The organism is Phytohabitans aurantiacus, from assembly GCF_027923225.1.
Classification (GTDB): Bacteria; Actinomycetota; Actinomycetes; order Mycobacteriales; family Micromonosporaceae; genus Phytohabitans; species Phytohabitans aurantiacus.
Genome location: NZ_BSDI01000020.1, coordinates 105,820 through 124,102 on the forward strand (window position 1 = coordinate 105,820; position 18,283 = coordinate 124,102).

The following is an 18,283-nucleotide window of genomic DNA, read 5'->3' on the forward strand; positions in this document are numbered from 1 at the left end:
GTTGGTCGCTGGCCGCTGATCGTAACCGTAGGCGGCGGCGCATAGGGGGTCGGTTCAGGGGAGGCGGACGCGGGCGGCGCGGATGCGGGCGAGGGCGCGGTCGCGACCCAGTACTTCCAGGGACTCGAACAGGGGCAGGCCGACGCTGCGGCCGGTCACCGCCACTCGCACCGGTGCCTGTGCCTTGCCGAGCTTGAGCCCGCGCGACAACCCGACCGCCTCCAGCGCCTCCTTCAGGGACACCGCGTCCCACGACGGCAGGGCCTCGAACGCGTCAGCCGCCGCGTCGAGCAGTTCGCCGGCCCCGTCCTTCATCGCCTTTACCCAGGACGCCTCGTCGATCGCGGGCGCCGGCAGGAACAGGAAGTCGACGTTCGGCACGATCTCGCTCAGTACCGCGATGCGGGTCTGCGCCAGCGGTGCCACCGCCGCGAACGCCTCGGCGTCGAAGCCGGCCGGCTCCCACGGCGGCGGCGGGATGGTGGCGGTACCGGTCAGCCACGGCTGGCACGCGGCGACGAAGTCATCGACCGGGAGCGCCCGGATGTACTCGCCGTTGAACGCGCGCAGCTTCTTCTCGTCGAAGAACGCCGGCGACGGGTTGACCTCCTCCAGCCGGAACTCCGACTCGATGACCGACCACGGCACGATCTCGCGGTCGCCGCTCGGCGCCCAGCCCAGCAGCATCAGGTAGTTGCGCATGGTGTCGGCGAGGTAGCCCTCGTCGCGGTACGCCTCCAGGGCCACCTTGTCGCGCCGCTTCGACAGCTTCTGGCGCTTTTCGTTGACGACGACGGGCACGTGCGCCCACACCGGCGGCTTCACGCCGAGGGCGGCCCACAGCATCTGCTGCTTGGGCGTGTTGGGCAGGTGCTCCTCGGCACGGATCACGTGGGTGATGCCCATCGTGAGGTCGTCGACCACGTTGGCGAGCAGGAAGACCGGGGAGCCGTCGCTGCGGGCGATGACGAAGTCTTCGATCAGCTTGTTTTCGAACGTGGGCTCGCCCCGGATCAGGTCGACGACCACCGTCTCGCCGGCATCGGGCGTCCGGAACCGCAACGCCCGTCCGGGCCCCTCGGTCAGCCCCCGGTCGCGGCAGAACCCGTCGTACCCCTGGTACTGCGAGCCGGTGCGGGCCTGCACGTCTTCGCGGGCGCAGTCGCAGTAGTACGCGCGGCCGTCGGCGGCCAGCCTCATGGCGGCGGCACGGTGCTCGCCCGCGTTGGCCGACTGGAAGTGCGGACCTTCGTACGTGCCGCGCTCGATCCCGATCCAGTCGAGCGCGGTGAGGATGCCTTCGGTCCACTCTGGCCGGTTGCGCGCCGCGTCGGTGTCCTCGATGCGCAGCACGAAAACACCGGCGTGCTGCTTTGCGTAGATCCAGTTCTGGAGGGCCGAGCGGGCGCCTCCGACGTGGAACATACCGGTCGGGGAAGGGGCGAAGCGTACGCGTACGGTCACGGGACCGAGCGTATCCGTACCACCAGCGCGGAGCCGAGCAGGGTGACTGCGGCGGTGACCGCGTACAGGGTCGGGTAGCCGCCGAGGTACACCACGATCGGCGCCGACATGGCCGGCCCGAGTACCTGCGGAGCCGAGTTGGCGATGTTGATGACACCGAGGTCCTTGGCGCGGTCGGTCGCCACCGGGAGCACCTGGGTGATCAGTGCCGCGTCGACGGCCAGGTACACCCCGTAGCCGGCGCCGAGCAGGAGAGCGGCCACGAGAGCGGTGTTCCAGGTGGGCCAGACGGCGAGCAGCAGCGCGGCCACCGCCATGATCACGCCGGACCAGATGACGAAGACCTTGCGGCGACCCGAGCGGTCCGACAGCTTTCCGGAGACCACCGCGGTCGCCATCATGCCGGCCGTGTACAGCAGGATCAGCACCAGCAACCCGTCTTCCGGGTTCGGGTAGTGCACCTTGTCCTTGAGGAAGAACAGCAGGTACAGGGTGCCGAGCGCGTTGCCGAGCTGCACGAGGAAGCGGGTGCCCCAGGCCCAGGCGAAGTCCGGGTACTTCCGGGGGCTCACCCACAGGCCGACGAGGAGGTCGCGCGTGCGCAGCGGCGCCCGGTGCTCGCGCGGCAGGGGGTCGTCGGCGGTACGCAGCGCGAACGGCAGCGCCAGCACGAGCAGGGCCACCGCGATCGCCAGGTACCCGTTGGCGTTGCCGGTCACCACGGCCGTCACCAGTACCGCGCCGACGACCAGGCCCAGCGCCTGCGGGATACCCACCCAGCCAGCCACCGCGGCGCGCTGGTTGACAGGTACCCGATCGGGAACCCCTGCGGTGAGCGAGGCGAGCATGGCGTTGAGGAAGATCTGCGCCGCGACCCACGCGAGCGCGACGCCGACGATGGTGTGCTGCTGCGCCAGCAGCACGAGCGCCGCCGCGCCGGCGATGGCGCCGCCGGCGGTCCAGATGTGCCGCCTGCCGAGCTCGCGTCCGGCGATCCTGACGCACGTACGGTCGGAGAGCGCCCCCGCGATGGGGTTGGCGAGCACGGCCGCCAGCGCGCCGAACCCGAAGACCCAGGCCAGCATTGTCTCCTTGTTGGCCGCGTCGATCGCCTCGATCTGCTGCGGCAGCAGGATCTGGATGGGCGTGAAGAACGCCATCCACAGGCCCAGGTTGGCGGAGAAGATCAGCGCGATCCAGGAACGGCCGACGCGTACGGTCGGCTCGGCCAGCGCGGCTGGCACCGGAATGGGCGTGATGGCGGTCATCTCGACGCCTGGATGAGGTCTCTGTACCAGCTGAACGAGGTCTTCGGCGTGCGCACCTGCGTGTCGAAGTCGACGTGCACCAGGCCGAACCGCTTCGTGTACCCCTCGGCCCACTCGAAGTTGTCGAGCAGCGACCAGACGAAGTACCCGCGCACGTCGACGCCCGCCGCCATGGCCGCCTTGACCGCGTTGACGTGGCTGTCCAGGTACGCCACCCGCTGGGGGTCGTCGACGCCCTCGTACGCGCAGCCGCTCTCCGTGATGTAGATCGGCGGGAGCGCGTCGCCGTACTCGGTGAGGAACCCGACGAGCAGGTCGCGCAGCCCGTCCGGCACCACCGGCCAGCCGAAGTCGGTGATCGGGTACCCGTCGAGGGCCACCAGGTCGAACGGGAGCGGAGCGCCGGGCAGGGGCGCCTGCACGCCGGTGGGGTTGTAGTAGTTGACGCCGAGGAAGTCGATGGGGCTCGCGATGATGTCGAGGTCGCCGTCCTTCACGACCTCTTCGTCAAGGCCGATCTCCGGATACCCGCGCCCGAGCAGCGGATCGGTGAACATCCGGTTGTGCAGCGCGTGGTACGTCGCGGCGGCGGCCAGATCGGCGTCGGTGCCGCCCTGCGGCCAGGCGGGGGAGTAGTTGTTGGCGATGCTGATCGGGCTGGTCGTGCGCGCCCGCAGTGCCTGTACGGCCAGGCCGTGCCCGAGAAGCTGGTGGTGCGCGGCCGGCAGCGCCCCGAACAGCAGCGCGTGCCCGGGGGCGTGCTCGCCGGTGGCGTACCCGAGCGTCATGTGGATGAACGGCTCGTTGAGCGTGATCCACAGCTTGACCCGGTCGCCCAGCGCGGCCCCGACCAGGTCGGCGTACTCGGCGAACCGGTACGCGGTGTCCCGGTTCAGCCAGCCGCCCTGGTCTTCGAGCGCCTGCGGCAGGTCCCAGTGGAAGAGCGTCAGCACCGGGTCGATGTCGCGTGCGAGGAGCGCGTCGACGAGGCGGTCGTAGAAGGCGATGCCCTCGGGGTTGGCCGGGCCGGTGCCTTCGGGCTGGATGCGCGGCCAGGCCACCGAGAACCGGTAGGCGTCGACGCCCAGGTCGGCCATGAGCGCGACGTCTTCGGCGTACCGGTGGTAGTGGTCGCAGGCCTCGTCACCGGTGGCCCGCCCGTCCTGCTGGGTGAACGTGTCCCAGATGGACGTGCCGCGGCCGCCCTCCTTGACCGCGCCCTCGATCTGGTACGAGGAGGTCGAGACGCCCCAGGTGAAGCCTTCCGGAAACCTCATGCTGCTCCCTTAACATGAAAGTTCCTCGCACTGTAGCGGCTTACCAGTACGCGCGGAATACCGCTCTGTCCACAGCCGCCCGCCAGCCGGTGTCCGGTGCGTCCGTACGGAGCGCGGTGAGCGCCTCGATCGCGCCAGCCACGAGGTCGGCCCAGTCGAAGGCGCCGTCCGGACGGGCCTTCTGCATGATGAACGCCAGACCCGCCGAGTTGCTGGACGCCCATCCCGGACGGCGTGGCACCCGGCGGCCCGCGTTGCCGCCCTGGTCGCTGAGCAGCCGCACGTGGAAGGGGTAGGCGACCTCGCCGCCCGGCTTGGTCACGGCGATGCGCGCGCTGGCCGGGTCGGCGCCGAAGATGTCGCGCAGGAACGTGGGGCCGGGCGCCTCGATGACCACTTCGACGCCGTCTCCGTACTCGCCGGGATCGTGCGCGCTGGCCACGCCGCGCACGAGGTCGACGACCGCGCCGAACTCGTGCCGGTGGAAGTGCATCCGGCGATTCTGCCCTACCCGATCCAGGCCGTAACGCAAAGATCAGGGCGTCCTTCGACCCGAAGGACGCCCTGATCGTGTACTGCTTTAGGAGTCGCCGCCCGTCTCGCCGACCGGAGCCGCCGTGACGTCGTCGATGGCGTACTTCTTCGCCGCCTCGGCGGGCACCGAGGGCGCCACCTCGCCGCGCACCGCGAGCTGGCGCAGCGTCGCCACCGCCACCGACTCGGCGTCGACGTGGAAGTGCCGGCGCAGCGCGTGCCGCGTGTCGGACAGGCCGAACCCGTCGGTGCCGAGCGAGGTGTAGTCGCCCGGAATCCAGCGCGAGATCTGGTCGGGCACCGCCCGCATCCAGTCGCTGACCGCCACCACCGGACCGGCCGAGTCGGCCAGCTTCGTCTTGATGTACGGCGTCTTCGCCGGCTGTCCCGGGTGCAGCAGGTTGTACTCCTCGGCGCGGATCGCGTCGCGGCGCAGCTCGGTCCACGAGGTGACGGACCAGACGTCGGCGGCCACGCCCCAGTCCTGCGCGAGCAGCTGCTGCGCCTTGAGCGCCCACTGCATGCCGGTGCCGGAGGCCAGGATCTGCGCGCGCGGGCCCTCGACGTCGGGCGCCGGCGAGTACCGGTAGATGCCCCGCTTGATGCCGTCGACGTCGACGCCCGCGGGCTCGGCCGGCTGCAGGATCGGCTCGTTGTAGATCGTCAGGTAGTAGAAGATCGCCTCCGGGTTGTCGCCGTACATCCGGTGCAGGCCGTCTTCGACGATGTGCGCGATCTCGAACGCGAACGCCGGGTCGTACGCCACGACGGCCGGGTTGGTGGCCGCGAGCAGGTGTGAGTGGCCGTCTTCGTGCTGGAGGCCCTCACCGTTCAGCGTGGTGCGCCCGGCGGTGGCGCCGAGGACGAAGCCCCGTGCCATCTGGTCGGCCGCCGCCCAGAACGCGTCACCGGTGCGCTGGAACCCGAACATCGAATAGAAGATGTAGAGCGGGATCATCGGCTCGCCATGCGTGGCGTACGCGGTGCCGGCGGCTGTGAACGACGCGACCGAGCCGGCCTCGTTGATGCCCTCGTGCAGGATCTGGCCGGTGGTCGCCTCCTTGTACGACAGGAAGAGCTCGCGGTCGACGGACGTGTAGTTCTGCCCGTGCGGCGAGTAGATCTTCTGCGTCGGGAAGAGCGAGTCCATGCCGAACGTGCGTGCCTCGTCCGGGATGATCGGCACCCACCGCTTGCCGAACTCCTTGTCCTTCATCAGGTCCTTGAGGAGCCGGACGAAGGCCATCGTCGTGGCGACCTTCTGCTTGCCGGAGCCGCGCTTGACATCGGCGAAGCGTTCCTGCGACGGGATCGAGAGCGGGATCGTCGTGGTGCGCCGCGACGGCAGGAAGCCGCCGAGCTGCTCGCGCCGCTCCCGCAGGTACTGGATCTCGTCGGACTTCTCGCCCGGGTGGAAATACGGCGGCAGGTACGGGTTGGACTCGAGCGCCGAGTCGGGGATGTCCAGGTACAGCCGGTCGCGGAACGACTTGAGGTCGTCGAGCGTCAGCTTCTTCATCTGGTGGGTGGCGTTGCGGCCCTCGAAGTGGGAGCCGAGCGTCCATCCCTTGATCGTCTTGGCGAGGATCACGGTCGGCTGGCCGGTGTGGTTGACCGCCGCGTGGTACGCCGCGTAGAGCTTGTGGTAGTCGTGGCCGCCGCGCTTGAGGTTCCAGATCTCCTCGTCGGACATCTGCTCGACGAGCTTGCGGGTGCGCGGGTCGCGGCCGAAGAAGTGCTCGCGGACGAACGCGCCGGACTCCGCCTTGTAGGTCTGGTAGTCGCCGTCGGGCGTGGTGTTCATGAGGTTGACCAGCGCGCCGTCGGTGTCGGCGGCGAGCAGCGGGTCCCACTCCCGACCCCAGATCACCTTGATGACGTTCCAGCCGGCGCCACGGAAGAACGACTCCAGCTCCTGGATGACCTTGCCGTTGCCGCGTACCGGCCCGTCGAGCCGCTGCAGGTTGCAGTTGATCACGAAGGTGAGGTTGTCGAGCTCTTCGCGGGCGGCCAGGCCGATCGCGCCGAGCGACTCGACCTCGTCCATCTCACCGTCGCCGAGGAACGCCCATACGTGCTGGTCGGACGTGTCCTTGATGCCCCGGTGGTGCAGGTACCGGTTGAAGCGGGCCTGGTAGATCGCGTTCAGCGGGCCGAGACCCATGGAGACCGTCGGGAACTCCCAGAAGTCCGGCATCAGCCGAGGGTGCGGGTAGCTGGGCAGCCCACCGCCCGGCCCGGCGTGCGACAGCTCCTGCCGGAACCCGTCGAGCCGGTCCTCGCCCAGCCGCCCCTCCAGGTACGCGCGGGCGTACATGCCGGGGGAGGCGTGGCCCTGGAAGAAGATGTGGTCGCCGCCGCCGGGGTGGTTCTTGCCCCGGAAGAAGTGGTTCATGCCCACCTCGTAGAGGGAGGCGGCGCTCGCGTACGTCGAGATGTGCCCGCCGACGCCGATCTCCGGACGCTGCGCGCGGTGCACGAGCATCGCGGCGTTCCACCGGATGTACGCCCGGATGCGGCGCTCGACGAACTCGTCACCGGGGAACCACGGCTCGCGCTCCGGCGGGATCGTGTTGATGTAGTCCGTGGTGGTCAGGGGCGGCACCCCGACCTGGCGCTCACGGGCTCGCTCCAGAAGGCTCAGCATGATGTAGCGGGCGCGTTTGGCACCTCGCTCGTCGATGACGCCGTCGAGCGACTCGATCCACTCGTGGGTTTCCTCGGGATCGATGTCGAGAAGCTGGCTCGGCAGGCCGTCGCTGATCACCGGGCGCTGGGCGGGGCGGCGGGGTGTCTGCCCTGCACTGCGTTCCGTAGCCACAGGCGCTCCCTCAATATCGTGTGTGGGATAGGTCTCTTAAACCTCCATCCTGCCCCGTCTGAAGTGCTTCCGTCACGCCTAGCGCACGCAGACGCGACGTGCGACACACGTACCCGTCGGTAACAACGCGTTATCCCTGGAGAAACGAGAACCGAACCTGTCTCGTGGCGTTGTCTCCGTTGGGATCAACCAGACAGATCGACTGCCACGTGCCGAGCGCGATCTGCCCGCCGACCACCGGCAGGGTGGCGTACGGCGCGACGAACGCCGGCAGTACGTGATCACGTCCGTGGCCCCGCGAACCGTGCCGGTGCCGCCACCTGTCGTCGGTCGGCAGCACGTCGTCGATCGCGGTGAGCAGATCGTCGTCGGAGCCGGCGCCGGTTTCGATGATCGCGATACCGGCGGTGGCGTGCGGGACGAAGACGTGCAGCAGCCCATCGCCCTTGTCATCGGCGAAGGCAGCCGCTTCGCGCGTAATGTCCCGGACCACCGGCCGAGTGCCAGTTCGTACTGTGATCACCTCTGTGTGCATCCCGCCAGTATCTTTGACCGCGTGGACGCTCCGATCGTGGCAGTGACCGTTTATCCCGACCGCGCCCGGGTGACCAGGCGCGGCAAGGTGGATCTGCCGGCCGGCACCGAGGTGGTCCACATCGGACCCCTCCCGCTCGGCCTGCACCGCGACTCGATCCGGGTCGGCGGCCACGGGCCCGCCACCGTGCTCGGCGTCGACGTGGTCACCCGGCACCAGGCCCGGCCGACCGACGCGACCGTGACCGAGCTGGAAGACCAGCGCGACGCGCTCGCCACCGAGATGGGCGCCCTCGGCGACGCGTCCGCCGTCGAGGAGCAGCGCGCCGAGTTCCTCAGCACGCTCGCCCAGCGCGCCGGCGGCACGTACGCCCGCTCGCTCGCCGCGGGCGAGACCGATCCGGCGGCGGTCGCCGCCTTCGCCGACTCCATCGCCGAGCAGCTCACCGCGACCAAGGCCCGACAGCGCGAGCTGGCGCAGCGCGTCAACGAGACCGGCAGGCGCAAGGCCGCCGTCGAGCGCCACCTGGCGCAGATCAGGGGCAAGCAGGTACCGGACGAACTGGTCGCCGCCGTGACGCTGCAGGTCACCGCCGAGGGGGCCGTCGAGCTGGAACTGTCGTACGTGGTGGACGGCGCCGGCTGGGAGTCGACGTACGACGTGCGCCTCGACGACGAGCGCCTCGCCGTCACCTGGTTCGGGCTGGTGACCCAGCGCACCGGTGAAGACTGGCCGGAGTGCGAGCTGGTGCTCTCCACCGCCCGTCCGGCGACCACCACGACCGTCCCTGAACTGGACCCCTGGTACCTCGACCGGATCCGCCCGCTGCCGGTGGCGCGCGCCGTGGCCGCCTCCCGGGCACGGGCGCCGATGCCCGCGGCACCTGCGGGTGCGGCCTTCAACGCGGCGCTCGCGATGGACGCGGGCGACGCGGTGGTCGCTGTCGAGGAGAGCACCAGCGTCATCGAGCAGGGCGTCGCGGCGGCCACCTACCGGCCCGAGCACCCGGTCGCGGTGCCCGCCGACGGAGGCGCGCACCGGGCCACGGTCGCGGTGCTGGAGCTGCCCGTGCAGCTCGACTACGTGACCGCGCCGGCCATCTCGCCCGACGCCCACCTGCGGGCCACCGCCGCCAACGGCTCGGCGCACACCCTGCTGCCCGGGCGGGCCTCGGTCTTCCACGGCGCCGACTTCGTGGGCGCCACCGTGCTGGAGACCTGGGCGCCCGGCGAAGAGGTCGAGCTGGCGCTCGGCCTCGACGACCGCATCCGCGTCGAGCGCAAGCTGATCCGGCGCACAGCCACCAAGGCGGCGCTGGGCGCGACGCGGCGGCGCGAGGTCGAGTACCGGACGACGGTCGCCAACCACACGCCCCGGACGGCCCGCGTGACCGTGCTCGACCAGATCCCGGTCTCCCGCGACGAGGGCATCACGGTACGCGCGTTCCGGGTCGACCCCAGCCCCGTGGAGCGCACGGAGCTGGGGGTCCTGACCTGGAAGCTCGAACTGGAACCGGGCGACACCAAAGAGGTGGCGATGGGCCTGCGCGTGGAGCTCGCCCGCGGCGTGGAAATGGCCGGCTGGCGCGAGTAGCTAGGGCCGGGCCGTTTCCCACTCCGCCGTGTCCGGGATCGCCGGTGCGGAGCGGAGGGTCGGCGCCGGGTCCAGGGGGCGCGAGTACGTCTGGTGCAGGCCGGGCACGCGGTCCTCGACCGTGTACGACGCACGCGTGTACGCCGGTGCGTCCGGCGTGTTCACGTACGGCAGCACCTTGAAGTCGGCGTCCAACCGCTCCCGCGTCACCTTCGTCAGCACGTAACCGCGCTGGTTGTTGTAGAACCGCAGGTGCGGGTTGATCTTCAGGAACGGGTGCGTCGCCGGGTCCGAGTCGGCCCCGTTGCCGCCCGACGTGATCGACGAGCACACCAGCTCGGCACCCACCGTGCGCGACGTCGGGTCGTCGTAGTCAAGCTTGAGGTCGCTCGCCCAGTGCGCGTGCACGTCGCCGGTGAGCACGATCGGGTTGCGCACCCCGGCGGCGACCCAGCCGCGCGTGATCCGGTCGCGGGACGCCACGTACCCGTCCCAGGAGTCCTGACTCGTCACCTTCGCAGGGCCGGCGTTGTTGTCACGCTGGGCGAAGAACACCTGCTGCCCGAGGATGTCCCACTGGGCCGTCGAGCGGCGGAAACCGTCGAGCAGCCACTTCTCCTGCTCCGCCCCGGTAATCGAGCGGGCGGGGTCGACGGCGGCCGGGCAGTCCTTGTATCCGTCGCCACAACCCTGGTCGTCGCGGTACTGGCGGGTGTCGAGCATGTGGAATGTCGCCAACCGTCCCCAGTGGAGCCGCCGGTACAGCTGCATGTCGATTCCGTGCGGTACCGACGAGCGGCGCAGCGGCATGTTCTCGTAGTACGCCTGGAAAGCCGCCGCACGCCGCGCGAGGAAGTCGGGGTCGGGCTGTTCGGGTACCTCGTCGGCCCAGTTGTTCTCGATCTCGTGGTCGTCCCACACCACGAGCCACGGCGCGACGGCGTGCGCCGCTTGCAGGTCGGCATCCGCCTTGTACTGGGCGTGCCGCTGGCGGTAGTTGGCGAGCGTGCGCGTCTCCGGGCCCTCGTGGTCGCGCGGGTTGCCGCCCGGGATGGTGTATGTGCCCTTCGCGTACTCGTACTGGTAGTCGCCGAGGTGCAGAATCAGCTCCGGTTCGTCCTCAGCGAGACGGCGGTACGCGGTGAAGTATCCGTGTTCGAACTGGGAGCACGAAACAAACGCCATCGCCAGCGCGCCACCGGACGCGCGCGGCGCGGGCGCGGTGCGGGTACGTCCAACGGGTGACACGTGCTTCTCGGCGCGGAACCGGTAGAAGTATTCGCGTCCCGCGAGCAGACCGTTCAGTTCGATGTGGACACTGTGTGCCGACTCAGGCCGGGCGACGGCGGTGCCGCGCCGCACCACGTGCCGGAAGCGCTCGTCCTGCGCGACCTCCCAACCGACATTGACAGGCCGGGAGGGCATGCCGCCAAGGCCGTCATCGGCGAGCGGCTCGGGTGCGAGGCGGGTCCAGAGCACGAAACCGTCATGGTCAGGGTCGCCGGACGCGACACCGAGCGTGAACGGGTCGGTCCGAAGTGGACCGGAATTCGATGCGATCGCGGCTCCGGTGGGCAGCGCGGCAACCGCCGCGCCTGCGGCGCCACCGACAATCAGGGTCCGTCGGGAGACTGGCATCGGGTACCTCCCCAGGGGGTTTGACGTGCATCAACCTGGGGAAGCCTCGCGAGCGCGCGTGCCACCGACGGATCTTGATGTTGAACGTGAAGGTAACAGTTAGAGAACCGGTGTGGCGGGGAAAGTACCAGTTCATGAGGAAGTGGCTGTGGTTCAACGCCTTGTCACTGGTGATGTTCGGGGCGTTTCTGATCTTCATCGTGCTGCAGAGCATCTTCGGCTGGCAGGTGCGCAACGAGGAGCTGGCGCAGTACGGCCAGGCCGCCGACAGCTACTGGGCCTATCTGGGCACGGGCCACTTCGTCGAAGCTGTGTTCGAAAACTGGGAGTCCGAGTTCCTCCAGATGGGCTTCTACGTGCTCCTCACGGCGTACCTGGTGCAGCGCGGCTCACCCGAGTCCAAACCGCTCGGGCAGAAGGACCGCCCCGAGGACTACCCGGAAAAGGCCACGTCTCACTCGCCCGCCCTGGCCCGTCGCGAGGGCTGGCAACAGGTGCTCTACCGCAACAGCCTTTCCATCGCACTGCTCGGCCTTTTCGTGCTGTCGTTCGTGGTACACCTGTTCGGCGGCACCGCTGAGTACAACGAGCAGCAGGCGCTTGAGAGCGGCGCCGCGCCCATCAGCGCCTGGGCGTTCCTGACCACGAGCGACTTCTGGTTCCAGTCGATGCAAAACTGGCAGAGCGAGTTTCTCGCCGTCGGCGCGCTGATCGTGCTGAGTGTCGTGCTCCGCCAGCACGGCTCGCCCCAGTCGAAACCGGTCACCGCTTCGCACGCGCACACCGGCGAATAGCCAGCGGATTATGCAGGACCGCTCGGGTCAGCGCGGCATTTCCCGCGTTCCACCCAAGTCATCGTTAAGGTGACCCGAGAATAATTCGCATGTACGCACCCAAGCATCCATGGTTCACGGCGGTCGCCGGCCTGGGCCTCGCGCTCGGCCTAGCCACCGCCATGGACACGAGCGCGCCCGCGCTCCGGCTCGCATCCGACGCCGTTGTGATGCCGTCAGCAGCGCCGCTGCCGCAAACACCGGCCAAGCCCGCCACCTCCACCCTTTCCGACGCCCCACCCGCTCCCGCCGTAGCCGACCCTGCCCAGGCCGACTCCACCGGAGCCGACTCTGCTCGGGCCGACTCTGCCGGAGCCGACTCCGCTCAGGCCGACCCCGCCTTGGCCGAGTCTGCCGGAGCCGACTCCGCCTTGGCTGACGAGGAGTCGCCGACCTCTGGCCTCACCGACGAGGCCGAACCTGGGTCGGTCATGGGCGGCGCGAACCCGGATATAGCCGAAGCCCCGATGGCCGGCCCAGTCCAGCCTGGTCGGGACCGGGAGCCCGAGCCCGTCACGGTCGGCGGCACCCTCTTGGTGCCGACGGAAATCCAGCCCGGCACGTACCAGAGCACCGTCCCGGAGGACTCGGACTACTGCTACTGGACCCGCCTGAGGGGTACGTCAGGCGAGGCCGACGACATCATCGCCGGCGACTTCGTCAATCCCGGCGAACGCGTCACCGTCACGATCAGCGAGGACGACGCCGCGTTCTTCCACACCGGATGCGGCACCCTGACCCAGTAACCCGCCGTCCCGACCCCCGCCGATCAAGGGCGAACGCACGCGGTTGGATCTCTTTTCCGCGTGCATTCGCCCTTGATCGATGGACATCCCCTTGATCGGCGTGGCGACGCGCCGCCCCGCGCCTTCGCGCCCGCGCCTTCGCGCGGCGGCGGCGCTTCACGGCGGCAATGGCCCCCGCGCGCGGGTCGTCGGGGGGCAAACGGCGAGTAGGCGGCGGGCCCGTGAGGGCCGCGATCAAGGGGGTTTGCGTGGATCAAGGGCGAATGCACGCGGAAAAGAGATCCAACCGCGTGCGTTTGCCCTTGATCGGTGGGGAGAGGGAGGAGGGAAGGGGATCGAGTGGGGAGGGGGATGGGACGGGGTGGGTGGTCGAGGGTGGCGCCAGTCGGTAATGCTGTGGTCCGTGACCACCCCTCAAGATCTGGACGAACGGTTCCGGGAGGCGATCGGCGCTCTGGCACCGTCGGCGGGGGCGCGACCGCCGGACGGGCCGGTGCGTGACGGTACGACGCTCACCGGCGACGCGGCGCTCGGGCTCTTCGACGCCCAGCTCACCAGCCGGCACCTGGATCTCGCGGCGCGCTGGCTGCGGAGCTTCGGTGAGGGGTACTACACGATCGGCTCGGCCGGGCATGAAGGTAACGCCGCTGTCGCCGCCGCGCTCCGACCGACCGACCCGGCGCTGCTGCACTACCGGTCGGGCGGGTTCTACTCCGCTCGCGCCGCCCAAGCCCGCGCCGCTCAGTCACGGGCCGGCGACGAAGGGCCGGGGCGGCACACGGTACCGCCGAATGGTGACGCGGACCCGCTGGCAGACGCGGCGCGCGACGTGCTGCGGGGTGTGATCGCGTCAGCGGAGGAACCGATCGCCGGCGGCCGTCACAAGGTCTTTGGAAACGCGGACCTGCACGTGATTCCGACCACGTCGACCGTCGCCTCGCACCTGCCTCGTGCGGTGGGTGTGGCGTTCGCGATCGAGCGGCTGCGGCGCACGGCCGCGACGGGGCGCCTGCCGCGCCCGCAGCTCGACGGACAGTCGCCGTGGCCGGCCGATGCGATCGTGGTCTGCTCGTTCGGCGACGCGTCGATCAACCATGCCGCCGCTACCGCGGCGTTCAATACCGCTGGGTGGTGCGATCACTCCGGCCTGCGGCTGCCGGCGCTCTTCGTCTGTGAGGACAACGGCATCGGGATCAGCGTCCGCTCGCCCTCGGGCTGGGTGGCGACCGCGCTGCGGTCACGGCCCGGGATCAAATACTTCACGGCTGACGGTTGCGACGCCGCCGCCACCTACGACGTGGCCGTGGAGGCAGCCGCCTGGGTACGCCGGCACCGCCGCCCCGCCGTGCTTCACCTGCACATGGTGCGCCTCATGGGACACGCGGGCGCGGACGTCGAGACGGCGTACCGGACGCCCGCCGAGATCCAGGCGGACCTCGCCCGCGACCCGCTCGTCGCCACCGGGCGGCTGCTCGTGGAGGCCGGCCTGGCGACACCCGACGAGCTGATCTCCCGGTACGACGAAGTGGGCTGGCAGGTCCGCAAGGTGGCCGAGGAGGTGCTCGGCGAGCCCAAGCTCGACGGCGCGGCGGAGATCGCGGCCCCGCTGGCGCCGCGCCGGCCCGTGCGGGTGGCCCGTGCCATCGCCGACGCCGCCAGCCGCGCACTCGGGCCGGTGGCCGCGGCGCGGGCGACCGGGTTCGCCGACAAGCTGCCCGAGGAGGCGGGACCGCTCACCCTCGCCCAGACGATCAACGCGGCGCTCGCCGACGGCATGGTCACCCATTCGGGGATGGTGGCTTTCGGCGAGGACGTGGCGCTCAAGGGCGGCGTGTACGGGGTGACGAAGGGGCTGCGGGACAGGTTCGGGGCGTCCCGGGTGTTCGACACGCTGCTCGACGAGACCTCGATCCTCGGGCTCGGGCTGGGCACGGGGCTGGCCGGGATGCTGCCGGTCCCCGAGATCCAGTACCTGGCGTACCTGCACAACGCCGAAGACCAACTGCGCGGTGAGGCCGCCACGATGCAGTTCTTCTCGCGGGGCGCCTATCGCAACCCGATGGTGGTGCGGATCGCCGGGCTGGCGTACCAGGAAGGCTTTGGTGGGCACTTCCACAACGACAATTCGGTGGCAGTACTCCGGGATGTTCCTGGTCTTGTCGTCGCGGTGCCGGCGCGGGCCGACGACGCCGCGCCGATGCTCAGGTCGTGCCTGGCCAGCGCGGCGGTCGACGGCAGCGTCTGCGTCTTCCTGGAGCCGATAGCGCTGTATCACACTCGTGACCTGTACGCGGACGGCGACGGTGAGTGGCTGGCACCCTACCTGCCGCCCGCCGAGTGGGCCGCCAGCCACGTCCCCGTCGGGCGGGCCCGCGTCTACGGGGTCGGTTCCGCCGAAGACCTGACGATCATCACGTTCGGAAACGGGGTGCGGATGTCGCTGCGGGTGGCCGCCCGGCTCGCCAACGAGGGCGTCGGCTCCCGCGTGGTCGACCTGCGCTGGCTGTCCCCGCTGCCGGTGGCCGACATCGTCCGGGAGTCAGCCGCCACCGGCCGGGTCCTGGTCGTCGACGAGACGAGGCGTTCCGGCGGGGTCGGCGAGGGCGTCGTCGCGGCCTTGGTCGACGGCGGGTACGTCGGTTCGGCGCGACGTATCGCATCGGTTGACTCGTTCATCCCGCTTGGGCCGGCGGCTCGGCACGTTCTGGTCACGGAAGATGCCATCACCCAGGGTGCCCGGGCGCTGTTGGCGCGGTAAATTCCGTTCCACTCGGTGCGCCACTTGCGCACGACGGCACAACTGTGTGGACTACGCGCTATCGGCGTCGACAGACGTCGGGAGTGTTGAGATTGAGGAGGCACGCGACAGTGAGCGCGACCGCTGGTCAGGCCGCCGACGGCGTTCGGAGCCTGGCGGACCGGTTCGGCATCGAGCCGGGGATGGTGGTCATGGAGATGGGGTACGACGATGACGTCGACCAGGATCTCCGCGACGCCCTGACCGACCGCTGCGGGGAGCTGGTCGACGAAGACACGGACGAGGTCGTCGACGCGGTGCTGGTGTGGTACCGCGACGGCGACGGTGACCTTTTCGAGCTGCTCGTCGACGCCCTGCACCCGCTCGCCGACAACGGCGTTGTGTGGCTGCTGACGCCCAAGGCCGGACGGCCTGGTCACGTCGAGCCGAGCGACATCAGTGAGGTAGCACCCACGGCCGGGCTCCAGCAGACCTCGACGGTAAACGCGGGCAAAGACTGGAGTGCCGCCCGGCTGGTGCTGCCACGGGCCGCCCGTTCGAAGAAGTAGCCAAGCCCACTCTCGCCCGGCCGGCGGCGCGCTCTGTCGCCGGTCTATCGTCGTGTGCGCAGACCTGGGTGAGAGAAGGGCTACTTCATGCCGATCGAGGTGGGCGCCGAGGCGCCCGACTTCCTGCTGCGCGACCAGAACAACCAGGAGGTGCGGCTCAGCGACTACCGGGGCCGGCAGAACGTGCTCCTGGTGTTCTACCCACTGGCCTTCACGGGCACGTGCCAGGGCGAGCTCTGCGAGGTGCGTGACAACCTCAACGAGTACGTCAACGACGACGTCCAGGTGCTGACCGTCAGCGTCGACTCCGTCTTCAGCCACAAGGTGTGGGCCGAGCGGGAGGGTTTCGAGTTTCCGCTGCTCTCCGACTTCTGGCCGCACGGTGCGGTGGCGCAGGAGTACGGGGTGTTCAACGCCGAGCGTGGCTTCTCCAACCGTGGCACCTTCATCATCGACAAGGCCGGTGTGGTGCGATTCGCTGAGCAGAACATGCCCGGCGAGGCTCGCGACCAGTTGGCCTGGCGCAAGGCGCTGGCCGAGCTGACGGCGTGATCCGGCGGCTCCGGCCGCATGATCTGGCTTGCGCGTGGCGGTCGGTGACGGCAAGGTAAGCTTGCCGCCGCCGGCCGACGTGCGTGCGGGCGCGTAGCTCAGTGGAAGAGCACTCGCCTTACAAGCGAGGGGTCGCAGGTTCGAAACCTGCCGCGCCCACCATTTCCCGCCTTGGCGCCGAGGTCCCGTAGGTTCTCGCCTTGGTGCCGGGGCTCGCCCGTGACGACGTGTCGCCGCGCCCCGCACGCCTCCCGCCTCACGCCTCACGCCTCACGCCTCCCGCCTCACGCCGATCAAGGGCGAACGCACGTGGTTGGATCTCTTCTCCGCGTGCATCCGCTCCCAGGCCGGCCCGGCACGGCGTGTCGCCACGCCCTACCCGCCGATCAAGGGCGAATGCACGTCGTTGGATCTCTAAACCGCGTGCATTCGCCCTTGATCCATGCGAATGCCCTTGATCGGCGAACAGGGGCGCGGCGAAACACCGCCGCCGACCCCTCAAACCCCGACGGCTGGCCCGGCCACGACGGCGCGCCGCCTCAAGCGCCCCGGGGCCTCTTTGGTCTCAGGGTGAACGCGCGCGAAAATGAGATCAAATCGCGTGTATTCGCCCTTGATCGACGAAAAAGGGCGGTGGCGGCGCCCTGCGGCGTTTGCCGCACCCTCCAACGGGTACCTCCCAACCCGCCATTGCTGGAGGTTGCGAGGAGGGGACGATGGCGTCCGATGCGGTGACCTTGATCAAGAACGACCACCGGGTGATGGAACGATTGTTCGAGCAGATGAAATCGCGGAAGGCCGACCGTGCCGCGCTGCTGAAAGAATGCGTTGCCCGGCTGTCCGCGCACTCGTGGGCGGAGGAGGAGCGGGTCTACACCGCGATCGTCAAGGCAGACCCGCCCGAGCAGGGTCAGGTCTACCACGGCGTGGAGGAGCACCACGAAGCCGAGCAGCTGATGCACAAGCTGGAGGAGATTGACCCGAAGAGCGCGGAGTTCGAGAGCGTTCTAGACGATTTCATCGAGGCCGTGACGCACCACGTCGAGGAGGAAGAGACCAAAATCCTCCCGGCGTTGTCCGAGTCGGTCGACGCGGAGCGCTTGGTGGAGTTGGGCGCGGCGTTCGAGGAGCGGCGGCTGGCGGTGCTGACCGAGCACGGCTTCCGCGACGGACCGCCCGGCGAGGGCGCCGGCACGAGCGCCGATTTGAGCAAGGACGAGCTGTACGAGCAGGCCAAGGAGGCCGACGTGCCCGGCCGCTCGAAGATGACCAAGGAGGAACTGGCCGAGGCGGTTCGCAAGGCCAGCTGACTCCTGGGTGATCGGGGCGCCTCTCGCAACGACGCGAGGGGCGCCTTACCCATCGCGGCCCCTTCGGCCGCCGCCCGTCGAGCGGCCGCGCCCCTTCCGGCGCGTTGCCTCGCCGGCTGCGTGCGCCCGGCGCGCCGGCGTTCCGCCGATCAAGGGCGAATGCACGTGGTTGGATCTCATTGCCGCGTGCGTTCGCCCTTGATCGATGGACATCGCCTTGATCGGCGAGCAGGGCTAGGTGGACCGGCAGCGAGGCGCGCCGCATCACGCGCCGATCTGCCACACGCAGATCTTGGAGCTCCACCGTCGCCAGGGCGGTTTCAAGATCTGGCTGCAACACCCACGTTTCTGCAGGTAGGAGTGGGTTGTGGCAGAGAGATTGTCCGCGTTGGAGCGGGAACGGATC

The 18,283-nt window shown here is 69.7% G+C and carries 14 protein-coding genes and 1 tRNA gene; 8 read left to right on the top strand and 7 right to left on the bottom strand.

Going from position 1 to position 18,283, the window contains the following annotated elements; translation table 11 throughout:
- Positions 1-54: 54 nt before the first annotated feature.
- The 6 genes from gltX to QMG73_RS21885 all read right to left on the bottom strand — a co-directional run bounded on the left by gltX (position 55) and on the right by QMG73_RS21885 (position 7,899).
- Positions 55-1,464: a glutamate--tRNA ligase gene (gene gltX, locus QMG73_RS21860; protein WP_281898488.1), complete on the bottom strand. Its 1,410-nt coding sequence runs from the start codon at positions 1,462-1,464 to the stop codon at positions 55-57.
- Entirely contained in the window at positions 1,461-2,732 is a 1,272-nt protein-coding gene (locus tag QMG73_RS21865; RefSeq protein WP_281898490.1) for an MFS transporter, read from the bottom strand. Before QMG73_RS21865 ends, gltX begins: the two co-directional genes overlap by 4 nt.
- Complete coding sequence (locus QMG73_RS21870; RefSeq protein WP_281898492.1) at positions 2,729-4,009, bottom strand: GH1 family beta-glucosidase; 1,281 nt, start codon at positions 4,007-4,009, stop codon at positions 2,729-2,731. Before QMG73_RS21870 ends, QMG73_RS21865 begins: the two co-directional genes overlap by 4 nt.
- Before the next feature lie 40 nt (positions 4,010-4,049).
- Complete coding sequence (locus QMG73_RS21875; protein ID WP_281898494.1) at positions 4,050-4,502, bottom strand: hypothetical protein; 453 nt, start codon at positions 4,500-4,502, stop codon at positions 4,050-4,052.
- Positions 4,503-4,589: 87 nt separating this feature from the next.
- Positions 4,590-7,364 carry a pyruvate dehydrogenase (acetyl-transferring), homodimeric type gene (gene aceE / locus QMG73_RS21880; RefSeq protein WP_309299511.1) on the bottom strand — a complete coding sequence of 925 codons (2,775 nt, stop codon included), beginning with the start codon at positions 7,362-7,364 and terminating at the stop codon, positions 4,590-4,592.
- Positions 7,365-7,494: 130 nt separating this feature from the next.
- Positions 7,495-7,899 carry a YjbQ family protein gene (locus tag QMG73_RS21885; protein ID WP_281898496.1) on the bottom strand — a complete coding sequence of 135 codons (405 nt, stop codon included), beginning with the start codon at positions 7,897-7,899 and terminating at the stop codon, positions 7,495-7,497.
- Between the two features lie 36 nt (positions 7,900-7,935).
- Here QMG73_RS21885 and QMG73_RS21890 point away from each other — a divergent pair, with 36 nt between their 5' ends.
- Positions 7,936-9,492, top strand: coding sequence for a mucoidy inhibitor MuiA family protein (locus QMG73_RS21890; RefSeq protein ID WP_281898497.1), 1,557 nt, complete (start codon positions 7,936-7,938; stop codon positions 9,490-9,492).
- Here QMG73_RS21890 and QMG73_RS21895 read toward each other — a convergent pair whose 3' ends face one another.
- Complete coding sequence (locus QMG73_RS21895) at positions 9,493-11,130, bottom strand: alkaline phosphatase D family protein (protein WP_281898499.1); 1,638 nt, start codon at positions 11,128-11,130, stop codon at positions 9,493-9,495.
- Positions 11,131-11,264: 134 nt separating this feature from the next.
- Between QMG73_RS21895 and QMG73_RS21900 the strand changes: the two genes are divergently transcribed.
- The 7 genes from QMG73_RS21900 (at position 11,265) to QMG73_RS21930 (ending at position 17,877) form a co-directional block, all read left to right on the top strand.
- Positions 11,265-11,924: a DUF6766 family protein gene (locus tag QMG73_RS21900; RefSeq protein ID WP_281898501.1), complete on the top strand. Its 660-nt coding sequence runs from the start codon at positions 11,265-11,267 to the stop codon at positions 11,922-11,924.
- A gap of 89 nt (positions 11,925-12,013) precedes the next feature.
- The gene (locus QMG73_RS21905; protein WP_281898503.1) at positions 12,014-12,709 is read left to right on the top strand and encodes a hypothetical protein; all 696 of its coding nucleotides are present in this window, start codon (positions 12,014-12,016) and stop codon (positions 12,707-12,709) included.
- Between the two features lie 454 nt (positions 12,710-13,163).
- The gene (locus QMG73_RS21910; protein WP_407676842.1) at positions 13,164-15,467 is read left to right on the top strand and encodes a thiamine pyrophosphate-dependent enzyme; all 2,304 of its coding nucleotides are present in this window, start codon (positions 13,164-13,166) and stop codon (positions 15,465-15,467) included.
- Positions 15,468-15,577: 110 nt separating this feature from the next.
- The gene (locus QMG73_RS21915) at positions 15,578-16,015 is read left to right on the top strand and encodes a DUF3052 domain-containing protein (protein ID WP_265252756.1); all 438 of its coding nucleotides are present in this window, start codon (positions 15,578-15,580) and stop codon (positions 16,013-16,015) included.
- 87 nt (positions 16,016-16,102) lie between these two features.
- Positions 16,103-16,567 (top strand): peroxiredoxin, encoded by a 465-nt coding sequence (locus QMG73_RS21920; protein ID WP_265252755.1) that lies wholly within the window; start codon positions 16,103-16,105, stop codon positions 16,565-16,567.
- An 87-nt stretch (positions 16,568-16,654) separates the two neighbouring features.
- A tRNA-Val gene (locus tag QMG73_RS21925) sits at positions 16,655-16,729 on the top strand.
- A 554-nt stretch (positions 16,730-17,283) separates the two neighbouring features.
- Positions 17,284-17,877, top strand: coding sequence for a hemerythrin domain-containing protein (locus QMG73_RS21930; protein WP_281898509.1), 594 nt, complete (start codon positions 17,284-17,286; stop codon positions 17,875-17,877).
- The last annotated feature ends 406 nt before the right edge of the window (positions 17,878-18,283 follow it).